We start from the raw sequence: 15,770 nt of genomic DNA, 5'->3' as shown, positions 1-15,770 counted from the left end.
GGCCACTGCGGTGGCCTGTTGCGGAAGATAAGGGCAGTCGTGGCACACTGTCCAGCCAATGAGTAAACAAATTTTTCCGAAGGAAATCGGTAGATGGAATTTAGCAGCGGCTTCTTGCTGAGCCTTTCGTTGTGCCTGGATATCGGCGTGGCCAACATCGCGATGATCACCCTGGCCATGCAACGCGGCTATTTCCAAGGCTTTGCACTGGGCTTGGGGACCTGTGTCGGCGACCTGATCTACGCGGTGCTGGCGCTGGCGGGCATGACCGTTTTGCTGCAATACGAAACCGTGCGCTGGGTGCTGTGGATCGGCGGTTCGGCGTTGCTGATCTATTTTGCGGCGAAGATGATCTATTCGGCGATTCACCACGAAGCGGCCTTGGCGCAAACCGAAGAGGTGGGGCAGAACTCCCATCGCAAAGAGTTTTTCCGCGGGATCTTCCTCGCCATGTCCTCGCCCAGTGCCATCCTGTGGTTCGCAGCGGTGGGCGGCACACTGATCGCCCGTTCCGGTGGCGGTGGTGCGCTCAGCTCGGCGCTGTTTCTCGGTGGATTCCTCTGTGCCGGTCTGCTGTGGAGTGCCGGTTTGTGCTTTGCCGCGAGCCACGGCGGCAAGTTGCTGGGTGACAAACTGCTGCGCTACTCGTACATGGCATCGGCGGCGATCTTCTGCTATTTCGCGGTCTACGTGATCCTATCGGGATACAACGAGTTTGTAGGCGCGGCGGCAGTGGAACAGTTGCACGCCCTGTAACTGGGCGAATCGGGTTTGGCTTCTATACTCCCAGCCGAACCCATTTTTAAGCCTCAGGAGTTGAGCCATGGATGAGCAAACAGGCGTAAAACCAGCCGAGCCCCGCTTCGAACACGGGCACTTCCTGCTCATTGCAGGGTTTGGGGGGCGATTCACCCAGGAAACCTCGAAGAAAATCCCCGATCTCTGGGAAAAATTCATTCCCGAGATTGGCCAGATTCCCGGTCAAAAAGGCGAAGTGACCTACGGTATCTGCTGCAATCCGGATGGCAAGGGCGGATTCGAATACATCGCCGGCGTCGAGATCGACAAGCTCGACGACCTGCCGGAGAAGTACCGTTGGGTCGAAGTTCAACCCCAGCATTACGCGGTATTCGAGCACAAAGGGTCGCTGGATACCTTGCCCCAGACCTTTCAGTACATCTGGAAAACCTGGTTGCCGCAGTCCGGCAAAGAGGCGGCGGACGCCCCGGAATTCGAACGCTACAGCGAAGACTTCAACCCGAAGCTCAACACCGGCACGCTGGAAATCTGGTTGCCGATCAAGCCGTGAACACCGCGAGAGGCGGACGGTGTGTCCGCCTCTTGTCGGGCTACTTACCTTGCTTCATTCGGCGCGCCCGCATCAGGTCGATCGACAAGGTGACGAAGCCAAACGTGCTGATGCCCAACAACATAAGAAGACCGATTTGAACGCTGCTCATGGTGTGTTCCCCCTATTGATGTCCTGAGACCGGCTCCATCAATAATCCGAACCTTCGAGCAATGAAAGCGCCTATACGCAGGCTTTACGGCGCCGGCAGTGATCGATATGAACACCTTATTCAACTATCATTCGCAGCCTTTCCCACGCTGATTCCGAGCCGCCATGAACACCCTCATCCGCAACGTCACCGCCACTGACCTGGACCGCTGCTACGCCATCGAAACCGTTGCCTACGAAGGTGACGAGGCGGCCACCCGCGAGAAAATCGCCACGCGCATTGCCACCTGGCCTGAGGGTTTCATCGTGGCGGAAGTCGACGGCGTTTTAGCCGGTTTCATCAATTCCGGTGCGGCGTTTCAGGTGGAGATGTCGGACGAAGCGTTCAAGGAACTGATCGGCCACGACCCGGCCGGCCCGCATGTGGTGATCATGTCAGTAGTGGTGCACCCGGACTATCAAGGGCTGGGACTGGCGAAGCGGTTGATGGGCGAATTCATTGAGCGGATGCGTGCGTTGGGCAAAACCCAGATTCACCTGATGTGCAAGGAGCGGCATATTCCGCTGTACGCCGGGTTTGGCTTTGCCTACATCAAGCCGTCGGCCTCGGACCATGGCGGGATGGCGTGGCATGAGATGGTGCTCGACTTATAAATCCACCGAAGATCCCCTGTGGGAGCGAGCCTGCTCGCGAAGGCAATGTGTCAGTGAACATCATCATTGGCTGATACACCGCCTTCGCGAGCAGGCTCGCTCCCACATTGATGTGGTGTTGGGTCAGCAGAGCCTCAGAACACCAGACCCATCCGCCGCTCATAGCCAATCCGGCCCCTGTAGGCCTCGCCGCTGTCCACCCAGCCAAATTTGGCATACAGCGCAATAGCCGACTCATTGTCCGCATCCACCGACAATTCCAGCCCCTTTATCTCCGGAAACGCCTGGCGCGCCACCTCGGGCAGCGCTTGCAGGCAAGCCTTGCCATAGCCTTTTCCCTGAGCACGTTGATCGACTTGCAGCGCATGCAAAGTGGCGCTGTGTTCATCGGCCCAGGCCGGTAACACGGGCGGGCGTTTGAGCAGCAGGAAGGCCACCGGAGCATCCTCGACCAGCAGCGCAAATCCTTTGACGCCGGGGCCAGGTTTGGACAGCAAGGTGTGCAACGCGCCATGAATGTCGCCGCTGAACTTGATTTGTTCTTTGTGTACTTCGATGGCCTCGACCTGCTGGCGCTGGCGCGCGTTCAGGCTTTCGTAAGGCACGAGTCGGGCTGTCACAGGAGTGTCCTTTTCCCACATGAATGAGCCTCGGATTCTAGCGAGTTTGCACCGATGGATTATTTTTATTTCGACTGTCGATTTGGCTTTTTGCCGAACGACTAAGGGTGTCTTCACTACAAAAAACACGGAGAACCACCATGAGTGCTACTCACGAAATCGAGACCCTGATCGACACTTATCGCCAGGCCGTCATCTCCAAGGATGTCGACCGGATCATGGCCCTGTACGCCGAGGAGATCGTTTCCTACGACGCGGTCAAGGCCCTGCAATTTCGCGGCAAGGCGGCCTACCGCGCGCATTGGCTGGAGTGCATGGAAATGTGCCAGGGCCCGCACAAATTCGACTTCGACCACATGAACGTCGTGGCGGACGAGCACATCGCCTTCGCCCATTGGCTGGCCCATTGCGGCGGCACCAACGACAAGGGTGAAACCCAGGCCTGCTGGATGCGCGTCACCGCTTGTTACCGTCGCGACGGCGGGCAATGGCGGATTGTCCACGAACACTGGTCGGCCCCGTTCGACATGGTCAGTGGCGCTGCGCTGTTCAATCTGGAGCCCTGATCGTCGGGAATTTCGCCAACGCGTCAATCTGCAGCCATAGTTGATCCGTTCGATTCAGGAGAGCCACATGAAATACCTATGCCTGGTCTACAGCAACGAGCACACCTTGCACTCGCTGCCCGAGAGCCCGAACGACGCGGAGTGCATGGCCTACGCCGAGTCGATCCAGAGTGGCGGCCGGATGCTCGCGGCCGAGGCGCTGGAGTCGGTGCAGACCGCCACCACCGTGCGCATGCGTAACGGCAAGATGTCGATCACCGACGGTCCGTTCGCCGAAACCAAGGAGCAGTTGGCCGGCTTCTACCTGATCGATGCCAAAGACCTCAATGAAGCGCTCCAGGTCGCCGGCAACATCCCGGCGGCCCGGGTCGGCTGTGTCGAGGTGCGTCCCGTTCGCCAGTTGAATCCTTGAATAACAAAAACCAGAGAGGAGTTGTGCATGAGCCCGCAATCAGCTGAAAAAAAGTCTGCCGAGTTCGAGTTATCCATCAGCCGCTTGATCGACGCGCCACGCCAGAAGATCTTCCGCGCCTGGACCGAACCGGCCTTGCTCGCCCAATGGTGGGGGCCGCACGGCATGACCACGCCGGAGTGTGAAATGGACCTGTGGGTCGGCGGCCAGTTTCGCACCCTGATGCGCGCACCGGACGGCAGCGAATACCCGACCATGGGCGTGTTCCTGGAGATCGTCGCGCCTGAGCGACTGGTGTTCACCGATGCGTTTGTCCCGGGCTGGATTCCTTCGGGCAAACCGTTCATGGCGGCCGAAGTGACGCTCGAAGAGCGGGGCGGCAAAACCCTCTACACCGCGCGCGCGATGCATTGGTCAAAAGAGGATCACAAGGCCCACGAAGACATGGGGTTTCATGATGGCTGGGGGCAAAGCCTTGATCGACTGGAAACGCTGGTGACTGAAGGCATGCCGGACTGATGCCTGGCGAGGCGGTAGCGGCCCGGGTCGAGCAGGTTTACCGCGAAGACTCGCGACGAATCCTGGCGACGCTGATCCGCTTGCTCGGCGATTTCGACCTCGCCGAAGAGGCCCTGCACGAGGCCTTTTTCATCGCGGTCGAACGCTGGCAGCGTGACGGCGTGCCGGACAATCCGCGGGCCTGGCTGGTGTCCACCGGGCGCTTCAAGGCCATCGATGCCTTGCGTCGGCGCGCGCGGTTTATTGCCTCGCAGCCGATGCTGATCGCGCAACTGGAGGCGGCGGAGCAGGCCGACTGGAGTGACGAAGACGTGGAAGACGATCGCCTGCGCCTGATCTTCACCTGCTGTCACCCGGCACTCGCCTCCGACGCCCAGGTGCCACTGACCTTGCGCGAAGTCTGCGACCTGACCACAGAGGAAATCGCCCGGGCGTTCCTGTCGGCGCCGGCCACCATCGCTCAACGCATCGTGCGAGCGAAGGCGAAAATCCGTGATGCAAAAATCCCTTATCAAGTGCCGACGCTGGCGGAATTGCCCGAGCGCCTCGACAGTGTGCTGCGGGTGATTTACCTGGTGTTCAACGAAGGTTACTCGGCGTCCATTGGCGCTGAAGTGACGCGCGAAGACCTGACGCGCGAGGCGATCCGGCTGGGGCGATTGCTGTTGGAGTTGCTGCCGGAGCCGGAGGTCATGGGCTTGCTGGCGATGATGTTGCTGCACGAGTCACGGCGCCAGGCCCGGACGTCGGCGACCGGCGAGTTGATCCTGCTGGATGAGCAGGACCGCTCGTTGTGGGACGCCGGGATGATTGCCGAGGGTTGTGCCTTGGTCGAACAGGCGCTGACCCGGCAGCGCTTCGGGCCTTATTGCCTGCAAGCTGCGATTGCGGCGGTGCACGCTGAAGCGGCGACACCGCAAGACACGGACTGGCTGCAGATTGTCGGTCTGTATGACCTGCTGTTGCGGGTGGTGCCGTCGCCGGTGATCGAGTTGAACCGGGCGGCGGCGATCTCCCGGCGCGATGGGCCCTTGGCGGGGCTGACGTTGGTTGAGGCGATTCTGGATCGGGGCGAATTGCTTGATTACCACTTGGCGCATTCGGCGCGGGCGGAATTTTGTCGGCAGCTTGGGCGAGTGGAGGAAGCGCGGGCGGCGTATGAGCGGGCGCTGGAGTTGACGCAGCAAGTACCGGAGCGGCGGTTTCTTGAGGCGCGGATCAACGCTTTAAAATGATGTGATCTGGCGGGCCCCTTCGCGAGCAGGCTCGCTCCCACACTGGATCTATGTCGCAACGAAGATCACCTGTAGGAGTGAGCCTGCTCGCGATGGCAGCCTCACTGTTCCACAGCTGATCGTCGCCACACCATAAATCCAATGTGGGAGCGAGCCTGCTCGCGAATGGAGGCGCCGCTATTCCAGCATCTTGCTCAACAACCAGCTCCCCGCCGGCCCCGGCGGATGCTGGCGCGACCACAGCGCATCGACAAACACCGGTTTCGGCCAGCCGCGCACCTGAAGTTCCTGCAACGACCCCGGCCCAAACCGCTCCACCAACCACCTCGGCAACGGCGCCCAGCCAAATCCACCCTGAGCCATTTCCAGCAGCATCAAATAACTCGGCGCCGACCACACGCGCCCCTTCGCCCGACTTTCATACGGATTGACGATGGTTGCCAAACGCAATTCCCGGTGCTGTTGCAGCACGTCCTGATCGATATGATCGAGCGCCGCCAACGGATGCACAGGGGAGACGAACAATGCGATTTCGGTCTTTTCTTCAACCGTCGAACTCACCAGGTCCGGCGGATAGCTGTCCTGCATTTCGGCAAACGCCACCTGCGCCCGACCCCGTTGCACCAGCGCAATCAAGTCATCGCATTCGGCAATCAGGCATTCGAGTTCCAGGTCCGGATATCGCTGCTCAAACGCACCCAGCGCCGCTTCGAAGCGGTCGGATTGATAGGTATCGGAAATCGCCACGGTGAGTTTCGGCTCGACACCTTGTGACAACTGGCTGGCGGTCATTTCCAGGCGGCTGGTGGCGGCCAGGATCTCCTCGGCCCGTTGCAGCATCACGTGGCCTGCCGGGGTCAGGCTGGGTTTGCGACTGCTGCGGTCGAACAGCACCAGGTTCAGATCGATCTCCAGACTGGCCACCGCCGCACTGATGGTCGACTGGCTGCGCCCCAATTTGCGCGCCGCTGCGGAAAACGAGCCTTGGGTTGCCGCCTGGACAAACGCCAGCAACACTTCGTGAGAGGCCATGAACTATCGCCTTGATCGATGGTTATTGGTTATGAAGTATCGGTGTGATGCAGGATCATGGCAACCACAGTCACTCAGAGGAGTCCGGCCATGAGCGCCAATAAATCCATCACTGAACGTATTTTCCAGGCCGTTGGTTTCGAACTGCTGGCCATCCTGATCTGTACCCCGTTGCTGGCCTGGATCATGGACAAACCGCTGCTCGACATGGGTATGGTCACGATGTTCATCGCAGCCCTGGCCCTGGGCTGGAACGTGGTCTTCAACGGCCTGTTCGACCGCGTGCTCAAGCACTACAAAATGGCTCACAACGCCTGGGTCCGGGTAGTCCATGCGCTGCTGTTTGAAGGCGGCCTGGTTGCCTTCGGTGTGCCGCTGATTGCCTGGTGGCTGAAGATCGGCCTGTGGGAAGCGTTCCTGCTCGACATCGGTGTACTGCTGTTCTTCCTGCCGTACACCTACATTTACCACTGGGTGTACGACGTGGTGCGGGAGCGGGTGATGATCGGCCGGGCTACCTTGCACAAAGCTCACTGACAAACTCGAGAAACGCCCGCACCTTGGCCGCCGGCAAGTGCCGTGAAGGGTACAAGGCATACAGTGGGAAACGCTCATCGGGCCAGTCGGGAAACAACTCGACCAGGCGGCCCGCCTTCAAGGCCGGCGCCATTCCCAGGTCCAACACCTGGGCGATGGCCTGGCCGCTTTCGCAAACGCTGTGCAGCGTGCCGACATCGTTGACCAGCAAGCGGCAATGCGGCTGCACATGCAACACCGGCCCTCCTGGTCGATGGAATTCCCAGCCGAACGGGCGCGCGGTTTGCGGATCGCGAAACTGCATGCACACGTGCCGCTCGTCCTCCATGTCCAAGGGCGTCAATGGCCGCCCATGTTTTTTCAGATAGGCCGGCGAGGCGACGGTCAGTACCCGCACTTCCAACAATTGGCGCGCCACCAGCGAAGAGGACGCTGGATGGCCGAATCGTATGGCCAGATCAAAACCGTCCGCCACCATGTCACCCAGTTGATCGCGGGTTTGCAACTCCAGGTACAGCTCGGGATAGCGCTGCATGAACTGTCCGAGCGCCGGGCCCAGAATCAACCGGGAAAAGTATGGGTCCATGTTGACTCGCAGACGTCCCCGGACCTGGGTGGCGCTGCTGGACGCCGAGTTCGCCGCTTCTTCGAGATTGGCCAGCAGTGGCGCAATCTCGCCGTAGAAGCGCCGGCCCTCATCGGTCAGGGTGACGGTGCGGGTGGTGCGGTCGAACAGGCGAATGCCCAAGCGTTTTTCCAGCCGGGCGATGGCGCGGCTCACGCCCGATGGCGTCAGTTCCAAGGCCTCGGCGGCGCGCACGAAGCTGCCACCATCGACCACTGCGCTGAACACGCCCATGCCGCTGGCAAGACTGGCATCGAAGCTCATTGATGATTCCTGATCACGTGTGCAATGACATTGATGCTATCGGAGAATCTCGCTATTGCGCGGAAAATTCTCCCCGTCGCGACAGTCGTCGTTTTCTCGCAGGAGAGCAGTTCATGTACGCAGTGATGGGCATTACCGGGCAGGTGGGTGGCGAAGTCGCCCGAACCTTGTTGGCCGCCGGCCATGCAGTGCGCGCCGTGGTGCGCAACGCCGACAAAGGCGCGGTGTGGGCGCAGCGCGGTTGTGAGTTGGCAGTGGCCGATGTTGATGACTGGCAGGCCATGGCCCAGGCCTTTACCGGCGTGGACGGTGTGTTTGTGATGATGCCGTCGAACTTCGATCCGTCTCCCGGTTTCCCGGAAACCCGCCAAGTGGCGGATAACATTCGTCAGGCACTGGCAGCCGCTCGCCCCGGTCAAGTGGTGTGCCTGTCGACCATCGGTGCCCAGGCCACTCAGCCGAACCTGCTCAACCAATTACAAATACTGGAGCAGGCATTAACCACGCTGGAGTTGCCCGTCACTTTCCTGCGCCCGGCGTGGTTCATGGAGAACGCTCAGTGGGACGTCGAGCACGCAATGGGTTCGGGGATGATTCCGAGTTTCCTGCAACCGCTGGATAAACCGGTGCCGATGATCGCCACCGCCGACGTTGGACGGCTGGCCGCCGAGCTGTTGCAGGAGTCGTGGCAAGGCAAACGAATCGTCGAACTGGAAGGCCCGCAACGCATCACGCCGCTGCAACTGGGTGCCGGTTTCAGCGAACTCTTGGGCAAACCGGTGCGGATGCAAAGCGTGCCGCGTGAGACCTGGCAGGCGTTGTTCGAGCACCAGGGCATGCGCAATCCATTGCCGCGGATGCGGATGATTGATGGCTTCAACGAAGGCTGGATCGAGTTCGAAGGCGAGCCGCGCAAGGGCAGGGTGGAACTGCTGGCGGTGTTGAAGGGACTGGTTTCCCGGCACTAAATTTATGGACTGGTTGGCAAATCTCATCCAGTCCACAACCTGAAGAACACCCGTAACCTTGTGGGAGCGAGCCTGCTCGCGAAAGCGGTGCTCCAGTCAACGATTATGTTGAATGTGAAGGCCTCTTCGCGAGCAGGCTCGCTCCCACAGTGGGTGTAATTCAGTTCAGAACTTTTGTGTCAGACGTGGAAGTAGCCCACGCAGCTGTCAAACGGCAAACGCTTCAGCTCGATCTTGTTCAAGTCCAGCACTTCGCGCAGGGCCTTGGTTTCGCCCGGGAAGTTGCGGTAAGCCACTTCGTCCAGCACCACGATCGCGCCTTTAGGCATGTACGGCAGGAAGGTTTCCAGCGCGACTTTGGTCGATTCGTACAGGTCGGTGTCGAGGATCAGCATGGCCACGACCAGGTCAGGACGGGTCTTCACCCACTCCGGCACAGTCTTGACGATGTCGCCCTTGACCAGCTCGCAACGCGGGATGCGGTTGACCGGGCGCAGCAGGTCGTTGGCGTCGATCATGTCTTGGATCAGCGACTGGTCGGTGTCGGAGAACATGGTCTCGTTGACGTCGGCCGGGTCTTCTTTCTTGTCGATGCTCTGGAAGCCTTCGAAGGTGTCGAAACCAACGATCGAACGGTTGATCGCGTACGGTTCCAGGATCATCGACAAGTGCATGTACAGCATCAGCGAGTTGCCCTTGTACACGCCGCACTCGATGATCGCGCCCGGTACTTCAGCGACTTTCTTGAACAGCTCCATGCGCGACAGGGCAGCGGTCACGCCGATGCGGTTGGCGAACACGAACGGGGCGTCGGCCACGTACTCGGCATCGACCCGTTTCAGAACGTTGGCACGGGTTTCGTTGTACTGGGCCTCGGCAGGCGTGATGCGACGCTTGGTCATTGCTGGATTCCTTGGAAATTCGAAAAGTCGTGGGCGTGGAAATAGTCTTTGAAACCGGCGCCGACGTCAGGGCAGGCGCTGTCGACGTTGATCGCGCCACGTTTGTGTTTGAGGTCATCGAGGTGCATCAGGCGGAAATCCACGCTGAAGCGGGTTTGTTCGGTGTGGTTGGCAACCGTGCCGTGCAGGTGCGAGCCGGAGAAAATCAGCATCTCACCGGTGTTGCCGGCGATGCGCACTTCGGATGCGGTATTGATCGCCTCCAGTGGCACCGGGTGCACGCGGACTTCCTCCTTGAGGTTGTCCTTGGCCTTGTGCCGCTGGTTGCTGATCCAGTCGTTGAGGCTCCACTCGCTGGAGGTGTTCTTCACCGGCACGTCGAAGTAACCGGCGTTGATCATCATGGTCTGGTCGGGGCGAATGGTGTGCACCGGCATCCAGGTGTTGATCTGGCAATCGACGCTGCCGTACCACGTGTCGCGGTGCGGTTTGTAGGCGTAGCTGACGCCGGCGTGCAGGTAGTCATAGTTCGGCACCACGCGGATGCGCGGCACGTCGAAAATGTACTCGCGCGGGTCGACGCCGATCTCGTCGATAAACGACAGGATCAGGTCCTTGGCGCGCTGGCTGTTGGTGAACTGGCCCTTGAGGCGCGTCACCAACACCACGAATTCTTCCACCGGCATCAGCGTGTGCAGGGCCTGGTGGTTGGTCTCGCCGTCGAAAGCGGCGGTGATGCTTTCCTGAGCGAACGCACACAGCTCTTTGGCCGCGCGCAGCTGAGTGTTCAGGAAGATGTCGCCGGCGTAGATGGCTTCTTTGAAGTCAGCTTTTTGCTGAAGCTGATTGATATACAGATTCACGATTCCACTCCTGAATACATCGAGTCTCTTAAGAATCGGCAACACGTTAGCAAACTGAAGTGCTAACTGGCGGGTGGTGGATCAATAAATGCGTAATCGCCTGTATTTGCGACGAAATGCTTTTTACCCGGCAAAAAAAACCTGTGGGAGCGAGCCTGCTCGCGAAGAGGGAGTGTCAGTCGATACATCTGCAACTGACAGACCGCCTTCGCGAGCAGGCTCGCTCCCACAGGGTCTTGGGTTGGTCAGAAGATTTGGGTGAACAACCAGTACAAGCTGCCCGACAACAGGATCGCGGCCGGCAAGGTCAGCACCCACGCCATCAGCAGGTTGCGGATGGTCTTCATCTGCAAGCCGCCCCCGTTGGCGACCATGGTCCCGGCCACGCCCGACGACAACACGTGGGTGGTCGACACCGGCAAACCGAACATATCCGCCGCGCCAATCGTCAGCATCGCCACGGTTTCCGCCGAGGCGCCTTGGGCGTAGGTCAGGTGCGTCTTGCCGATCTTCTCGCCGACCGTCACCACGATGCGCTTCCAGCCGACCATGGTGCCCAGGCCGAGTGCAATCGCCACCGCGATCTTCACCCACAGCGGAATGAAGCGCGTCGAGTTGTCGATCTGCTGTTTGAACAGCTGCAGCTTGCCGCTGGTGTCGGCGTCGAAATTACCGACCTTGTTCTTGTCCATCAGGCGAATGGTTTCGCTGGTCAGGTACATGTCGTTTCGCACGTTGCCCACGGCCTCGGCCGGCACTTTGGCCAGCGAGCCGTAACCCTTGACCTGCGCGCCGATGCTGCCGGTGAGGGCGGCGAGCGCCGGCACCAGTTGCGGCGTGGCTTCCTTGCTGCGCACGTAGTCGGACAGGATCGGACGCGGGTCGGCCGGGGCCGGTTGCGGTGCAGCCTTGACCAGCGCTTGCTGGGTGACTTCCGCGACGGCGGCGAACTGCAACGCCTGGTCTGCCGGCATCGTGCGGTTCAGTGCATAAGCCATGGGCAGCGTGCCGACCAGAATCAACATGATCAGGCCCATGCCTTTCTGGCCATCGTTGGAACCGTGGGCAAACGACACGCCGGTGCAGGTCACGATCAACATGCCGCGAATCCACCACGGTGGCGGGGTGTTGCCTTCGGGGGCCTTGTACAGCGAGCGATTCTTGACGAACGCGCGCAGGGCCAACAGCAGCAACGCGGCGAAACCAAAGCCGACCAGCGGCGAGAGCAGTAACGCGTAACCGATCTTGGTCGCCTGCGCCCAGTCCACGCCGCTGGTGCCGTCACGGCCGTGCATCAGCGCGTTAGCCACGCCGACGCCGATGATCGAACCGATCAGCGTGTGCGAAGACGAGGCCGGCAAACCCAGCCACCAGGTGCCGAGGTTCCACAGGATCGCGGCGATCAGCAGGGCGAAGATCATCGCAAAACCGGCAGAGGAGCCGACTTGCAGAATCAGTTCCACTGGCAGCAAGGCAATGATGCCAAATGCCACCGCGCCGCTGGACAGCAGCACGCCGAGGAAGTTGAAAAACCCGGACCACGCCACCGCGAAATTCGGCGGCATCGAGTTGGTGTAGATCACTGTCGCCACGGCGTTGGCGGTGTCGTGGAAACCGTTGACGAATTCAAAGCCGAGGGCGATCAGCAGCGCCACGCCCAGCAGCAGAAACGGGGTCCAGGTGGTCACCACTGTGCCGAGTTCGTGCATGTCGTGCATCAGGCTGTAAGCGGTGAACAACAACCCGATGGCCAGCACGCCGAAAAAAATCACCAGCGTGAACACGCCGGGTTTTTTATCGAATTGGGGTCTGGCGCTGCTGCTAGCGGACGCCTGAGCATCGGCGGGGTAGGAAGGAGTAGCCATAACGGACAATCCTGATGAGGTAGGTGTGTCAGTGATAGTCGTTGCTAATTGTTACAGAGAGACTGCGTCAGGTCAGGGTTTGGGGTTTTTGCTTGTCCGTTAATCAGAATTCACTTGGCCAGGCACGACCTGTGGCGAGGGAGCTTGCCCCCGCTGGGCAGCGAAGCGGCCCCCGACTTTCTTCAGTCAAACGGTGTTGGCAGGTTTTGCGACTGATTCGCAGCCGAGCGGGAGCAAGCTCCCTCGCCACAGGGGATTGGTGGTGCTTTGAGGCTCAGTAATCCTGGCGCTTGCGAAACGCCCAGCGTCCGGCCAGCACGGTAAAGGTCGCGACCAGTGCCACCAGAATCCAGAACCCTTCAGGGTCTCCGGACAGAGGGATGCCGCCAACGTTCATGCCAAAGAAACCGGCAATGATGTTGATCGGCAACGCCAGCACCGTGACCACCGTCAACGTAAACAGTGTGCGGTTGCTCTGCTCGTTGAGGTTGGCGGCGATTTCTTCCTGCAACAGCTTGATCCGCTCACCCAGCGCCGTGAGGTCGTTGATGATCAGCGCAAACTCCTCGGTGGACTTGCGCAGCTCCTTGACGTCCTCCTTCTGCAGCCATTGCGGCGGCCGATTGAGCAAGCGCAGCAACGAACCCGGTTCCAGCGCAAGCAGGCGTTGCAGGCGCACCAGCACCCGGCGGTTGGCGCCCAGTTCGGCGCGGTTGGTCGACAGCCGCGAGGACAACAATTCATCTTCGATCTGATCGACACTCAGGCTGGTCTTGCGCACGATTTGCGTCAGCACCTCGCCCTGATCGCGCAGCAAGTGCACGAGCAATTCCAGCGGCGAACGGAAACATTCACCGGCCTTCACCGAGGAACGCAGCTTGTCCACCGAGTGCAGCGGTTGCAGACGCGCGCTGATGATCAACCGACTGCGGGCGCACACCCACAGCGTCGAGACATCCGAGGAGACCATGCTGCTGAGGTTGAACACCACATCGTTGACCACCGCCAGCAAGGCCGAATCCACGTGTTCGATACGCGTCGAGCGCGAACCTTCGTGCAGCGCTTCGAAAAACTCGTCCGGCAATTCCAGATGACTTTTCATCCAGCGCTCGCACGCGGCGTGCGCCAGGTTCAGGTGCAGCCAGAGGAATTCTTCACTGTCGTCGGGTTGTTGCAGGCATTGCAGCGCCCTGGCCGAATCGATCTCGCGACCGCGTTCACCAGGGCGAAAACTGAACCCGTAGAGCAGGCCGAACAGATCCGTGTCGCGATGGCTTTGGTCGATGCTGTGGTTCATGAGTGCTCGCAAGGAAGGCGCCTGTCGCGGGCTTTACAGGTTCACTTGAGCCGCATCATCGCAAGGATTTTTGACAGTGATGTGACAGCTTGATGAAGGCCAAATAGTGGCGCTACCGACGGTCGGAATCGATTAAAGAACCGCTCTGGCACGCCGATCCCGCTTACGTTAACGTGCGCGCCTTTGGCCACGAGCCAAGGTCGCAGACAGGGATGTCCGGACACCTTTCACGCCTTGTTGCGGCGTGTCTCACCCCTGTCATGAGTATCACTCGATGCTGCAAAAATCCCTGAGAGCACAAATCCTCGCTTTGTTGAGCGGCAGCCTGCTGGCGATGTTGCTGATCGCTTTGGCTTGCTTTCACTTCCTGTCCAGCGGTGTTCAGAGCTACGCGAACCTGATCGATGGCCCGTTGCACACTTCCCAGTTGATCGATGAAGCCAACCTGCAATTCAAGGTGCAGGTTCAGGAATGGAAAAACGTCCTGCTGCGCGGCAAGCAACCGGCGGACCTGGACAAATACTGGAAGCAATTCGAAGACCGTCAGCGCGATGTGCAAAGCATCCTCGGTGAACTGGCCGGGCAGAAGGGCATCGAGCCGCAACTCAAGACCCGCATCGAACGCCTGCGTGATGAACACCGCTTGCTTGGCACTGCTTATCAGAAGGGCCGCGATGCCTACGTCGCTGCCGGTGCCGACCCGACTGCTGGCGACAGCGCCGTCAAAGGCGTGGACCGCGCCGCCAGCGATCAGATGAGCGAACTGGTCGCCGAACTGCGCAAGCAGGGCGCCGAGCAGTCGAAGCTGATCAGTGCCGACGCTGACCGCACCGTGTTGCTCGGGATCATCGTGATGCTCGCCTCGGGCTTGCTGGTTGGTTTGTTGAGCCTGTGGCTGGTCAACCGCAACCTGGTCGAACCAATTCGCAAACTGATCGACTATGTGGCGCAACTCAGCCAAGGCAAGTTCGCCGATCGCGTGGCCAGCACCCGTCAGGATGAGCTGGGCAAACTGGCGGTCGCCGCCAATACCCTGCGTGACTTCCTCGCCGACACCTTCAGCCGTTTGCAGCGCAGCGCCAAGGACCTGGACAGCGCCAGCGGCGAACTGAACTCCATCGCCACTCTCATGGCGGGTGGCACCAACGAGCAGTTCAACCGCACCGATCAGGTGGCCACGGCGATGAACGAAATGTCCGCCACCGCGCAAGAAGTGGCCCGCCACGCCGCCGATGCCGCACGCGCTGCCGACGACGCTGACCAGTCCGCGCAGCAGGGCGAAAAAGTCATGCAGGGCACCATCCACACCATCACCCAGATGCGCGGCGAAATCGCCAACACCGCCACGGTCATTCGTCAGCTGGAAACTGACAGCGGCCGTATCGGCAAGGTACTGGAAGTGATTCGCGGCATCGCCGAACAGACCAACCTGCTCGCGCTCAACGCCGCCATCGAAGCGGCCCGTGCCGGTGAAGCCGGGCGTGGTTTTGCGGTGGTCGCCGATGAAGTGCGCAGCCTGGCCCAGCGCACGGCGGCGTCGATCATCGAGATCAACCAGATCATCCAGACTGTGCAAACCGGTGCGGTGGACGCGGCGCAGGCGATTGAAAGCGGGCAGTCACGCAGTGAAGAAAGTGTGCAGCAAGTGACCGAGGCCGGCGCCATGCTGGAGCGCATCACCCAGGCGGTCGAAGCGATTCGCGACATGAACCGCCAGATCGCCACCGCTGCCGAAGAGCAGACCTCGGTCGCCGAGGACATCTCGCGCAACCTCACCGAGATCACCAGCATCGCCAGTACCAATCTGGACAACGTGCAACGCACCGAAGCGGCAAGCCACAACCTGCACGGCTTGTCGTCGCAGTTGAATGACGTGACGGCGCGTTTGAGCGCGTAAGGCCAACGGCTGTGTACCGGCTCGCTTACCAAGTCGGTACACACTCGATCTCAAG

The 15,770-nt window shown here is 60.3% G+C and carries 17 protein-coding genes; 10 read left to right on the top strand and 7 right to left on the bottom strand.

Translation table 11 applies throughout. From position 1 onward, the window contains the following. Nucleotides 1–93: 93 nt before the first annotated feature. The 3 genes from ACWKV5_RS14160 to ACWKV5_RS14150 all read left to right on the top strand — a co-directional run bounded on the left by ACWKV5_RS14160 (nt 94) and on the right by ACWKV5_RS14150 (nt 2,113). Nucleotides 94–756 (top strand): LysE family translocator, encoded by a 663-nt coding sequence (locus ACWKV5_RS14160; RefSeq protein ID WP_483841735.1) that lies wholly within the window; start codon nt 94–96, stop codon nt 754–756. A gap of 67 nt (nt 757–823) precedes the next feature. Beyond that, nucleotides 824–1,309, top strand: a complete 486-nt coding sequence (locus ACWKV5_RS14155) for a GyrI-like domain-containing protein (RefSeq protein WP_483841734.1) — start codon at nt 824–826, stop codon at nt 1,307–1,309. 315 nt (nt 1,310–1,624) lie between these two features. Next, nucleotides 1,625–2,113 (top strand): GNAT family N-acetyltransferase, encoded by a 489-nt coding sequence (locus tag ACWKV5_RS14150; RefSeq protein WP_483841733.1) that lies wholly within the window; start codon nt 1,625–1,627, stop codon nt 2,111–2,113. 134 nt (nt 2,114–2,247) lie between these two features. Here the strand turns inward: ACWKV5_RS14150 and ACWKV5_RS14145 are convergent, their stop codons facing one another. Continuing rightward, nucleotides 2,248–2,733: a GNAT family N-acetyltransferase gene (locus ACWKV5_RS14145; RefSeq protein ID WP_483841732.1), complete on the bottom strand. Its 486-nt coding sequence runs from the start codon at nt 2,731–2,733 to the stop codon at nt 2,248–2,250. A gap of 140 nt (nt 2,734–2,873) precedes the next feature. Between ACWKV5_RS14145 and ACWKV5_RS14140 the strand changes: the two genes are divergently transcribed. The 4 genes from ACWKV5_RS14140 (at nt 2,874) to ACWKV5_RS14125 (ending at nt 5,465) form a co-directional block, all read left to right on the top strand. Next, nucleotides 2,874–3,299: a YybH family protein gene (locus tag ACWKV5_RS14140; protein WP_483841731.1), complete on the top strand. Its 426-nt coding sequence runs from the start codon at nt 2,874–2,876 to the stop codon at nt 3,297–3,299. A 67-nt stretch (nt 3,300–3,366) separates the two neighbouring features. Beyond that, a complete protein-coding gene (locus tag ACWKV5_RS14135) occupies nt 3,367–3,711 on the top strand; it encodes a YciI family protein (protein WP_194940643.1) in 345 nt (114 codons plus the stop codon). Nucleotides 3,712–3,738: 27 nt separating this feature from the next. Further along, nucleotides 3,739–4,230, top strand: a complete 492-nt coding sequence (locus ACWKV5_RS14130; RefSeq protein ID WP_483841730.1) for an SRPBCC family protein — start codon at nt 3,739–3,741, stop codon at nt 4,228–4,230. Further along, nucleotides 4,230–5,465, top strand: coding sequence for an RNA polymerase sigma factor (locus ACWKV5_RS14125; protein ID WP_483841729.1), 1,236 nt, complete (start codon nt 4,230–4,232; stop codon nt 5,463–5,465). The genes ACWKV5_RS14130 and ACWKV5_RS14125 overlap by 1 nt, the downstream gene beginning before the upstream one ends. Nucleotides 5,466–5,642: 177 nt before the next feature. Here the strand turns inward: ACWKV5_RS14125 and ACWKV5_RS14120 are convergent, their stop codons facing one another. After that, on the bottom strand, nt 5,643–6,497 hold the full coding sequence (locus ACWKV5_RS14120) for a LysR family transcriptional regulator (protein WP_483841728.1): 855 nt from the start codon (nt 6,495–6,497) through the stop codon (nt 5,643–5,645). A gap of 90 nt (nt 6,498–6,587) precedes the next feature. On the opposite strand from ACWKV5_RS14120, the gene ACWKV5_RS14115 reads away from it, so the two are divergent. Beyond that, nucleotides 6,588–7,034 carry a multidrug/biocide efflux PACE transporter gene (locus tag ACWKV5_RS14115; protein WP_483841727.1) on the top strand — a complete coding sequence of 149 codons (447 nt, stop codon included), beginning with the start codon at nt 6,588–6,590 and terminating at the stop codon, nt 7,032–7,034. Here ACWKV5_RS14115 and ACWKV5_RS14110 read toward each other — a convergent pair. Beyond that, nucleotides 7,012–7,923, bottom strand: a complete 912-nt coding sequence (locus tag ACWKV5_RS14110; protein WP_483841726.1) for a LysR substrate-binding domain-containing protein — start codon at nt 7,921–7,923, stop codon at nt 7,012–7,014. The two genes, ACWKV5_RS14115 and ACWKV5_RS14110, sit on opposite strands and share 23 nt — an antisense overlap. A 113-nt stretch (nt 7,924–8,036) precedes the next feature. Between ACWKV5_RS14110 and ACWKV5_RS14105 the strand changes: the two genes are divergently transcribed. After that, nucleotides 8,037–8,891: an NmrA family NAD(P)-binding protein gene (locus tag ACWKV5_RS14105; protein ID WP_483841725.1), complete on the top strand. Its 855-nt coding sequence runs from the start codon at nt 8,037–8,039 to the stop codon at nt 8,889–8,891. Between the two features lie 179 nt (nt 8,892–9,070). Here ACWKV5_RS14105 and ACWKV5_RS14100 read toward each other — a convergent pair whose 3' ends face one another. From ACWKV5_RS14100 to ACWKV5_RS14085, 4 genes are all read right to left on the bottom strand, one after another. Further along, nucleotides 9,071–9,793, bottom strand: a complete 723-nt coding sequence (locus ACWKV5_RS14100) for a TylF/MycF/NovP-related O-methyltransferase (protein WP_046031989.1) — start codon at nt 9,791–9,793, stop codon at nt 9,071–9,073. Beyond that, on the bottom strand, nt 9,790–10,656 hold the full coding sequence (locus ACWKV5_RS14095; RefSeq protein ID WP_483841724.1) for a hypothetical protein: 867 nt from the start codon (nt 10,654–10,656) through the stop codon (nt 9,790–9,792). Before ACWKV5_RS14095 ends, ACWKV5_RS14100 begins: the two co-directional genes overlap by 4 nt. Before the next feature lie 245 nt (nt 10,657–10,901). Beyond that, nucleotides 10,902–12,521 carry an inorganic phosphate transporter gene (locus tag ACWKV5_RS14090; protein ID WP_483841723.1) on the bottom strand — a complete coding sequence of 540 codons (1,620 nt, stop codon included), beginning with the start codon at nt 12,519–12,521 and terminating at the stop codon, nt 10,902–10,904. A 274-nt stretch (nt 12,522–12,795) separates the two neighbouring features. Continuing rightward, nucleotides 12,796–13,818 carry a transporter gene (locus ACWKV5_RS14085; protein WP_483841722.1) on the bottom strand — a complete coding sequence of 341 codons (1,023 nt, stop codon included), beginning with the start codon at nt 13,816–13,818 and terminating at the stop codon, nt 12,796–12,798. A 274-nt stretch (nt 13,819–14,092) separates the two neighbouring features. Here ACWKV5_RS14085 and ACWKV5_RS14080 point away from each other — a divergent pair, with 274 nt between their 5' ends. After that, entirely contained in the window at nt 14,093–15,715 is a 1,623-nt protein-coding gene (locus ACWKV5_RS14080; RefSeq protein ID WP_483841721.1) for a methyl-accepting chemotaxis protein, read from the top strand. The last annotated feature ends 55 nt before the right edge of the window (nt 15,716–15,770 follow it).

The sequence above is a fragment of the Pseudomonas oplopanacis genome (genome assembly GCF_057128725.1).
Note: the sequence above shows the minus strand (reverse complement) of the source record. Positions and strands in the feature narration are given on the sequence as shown.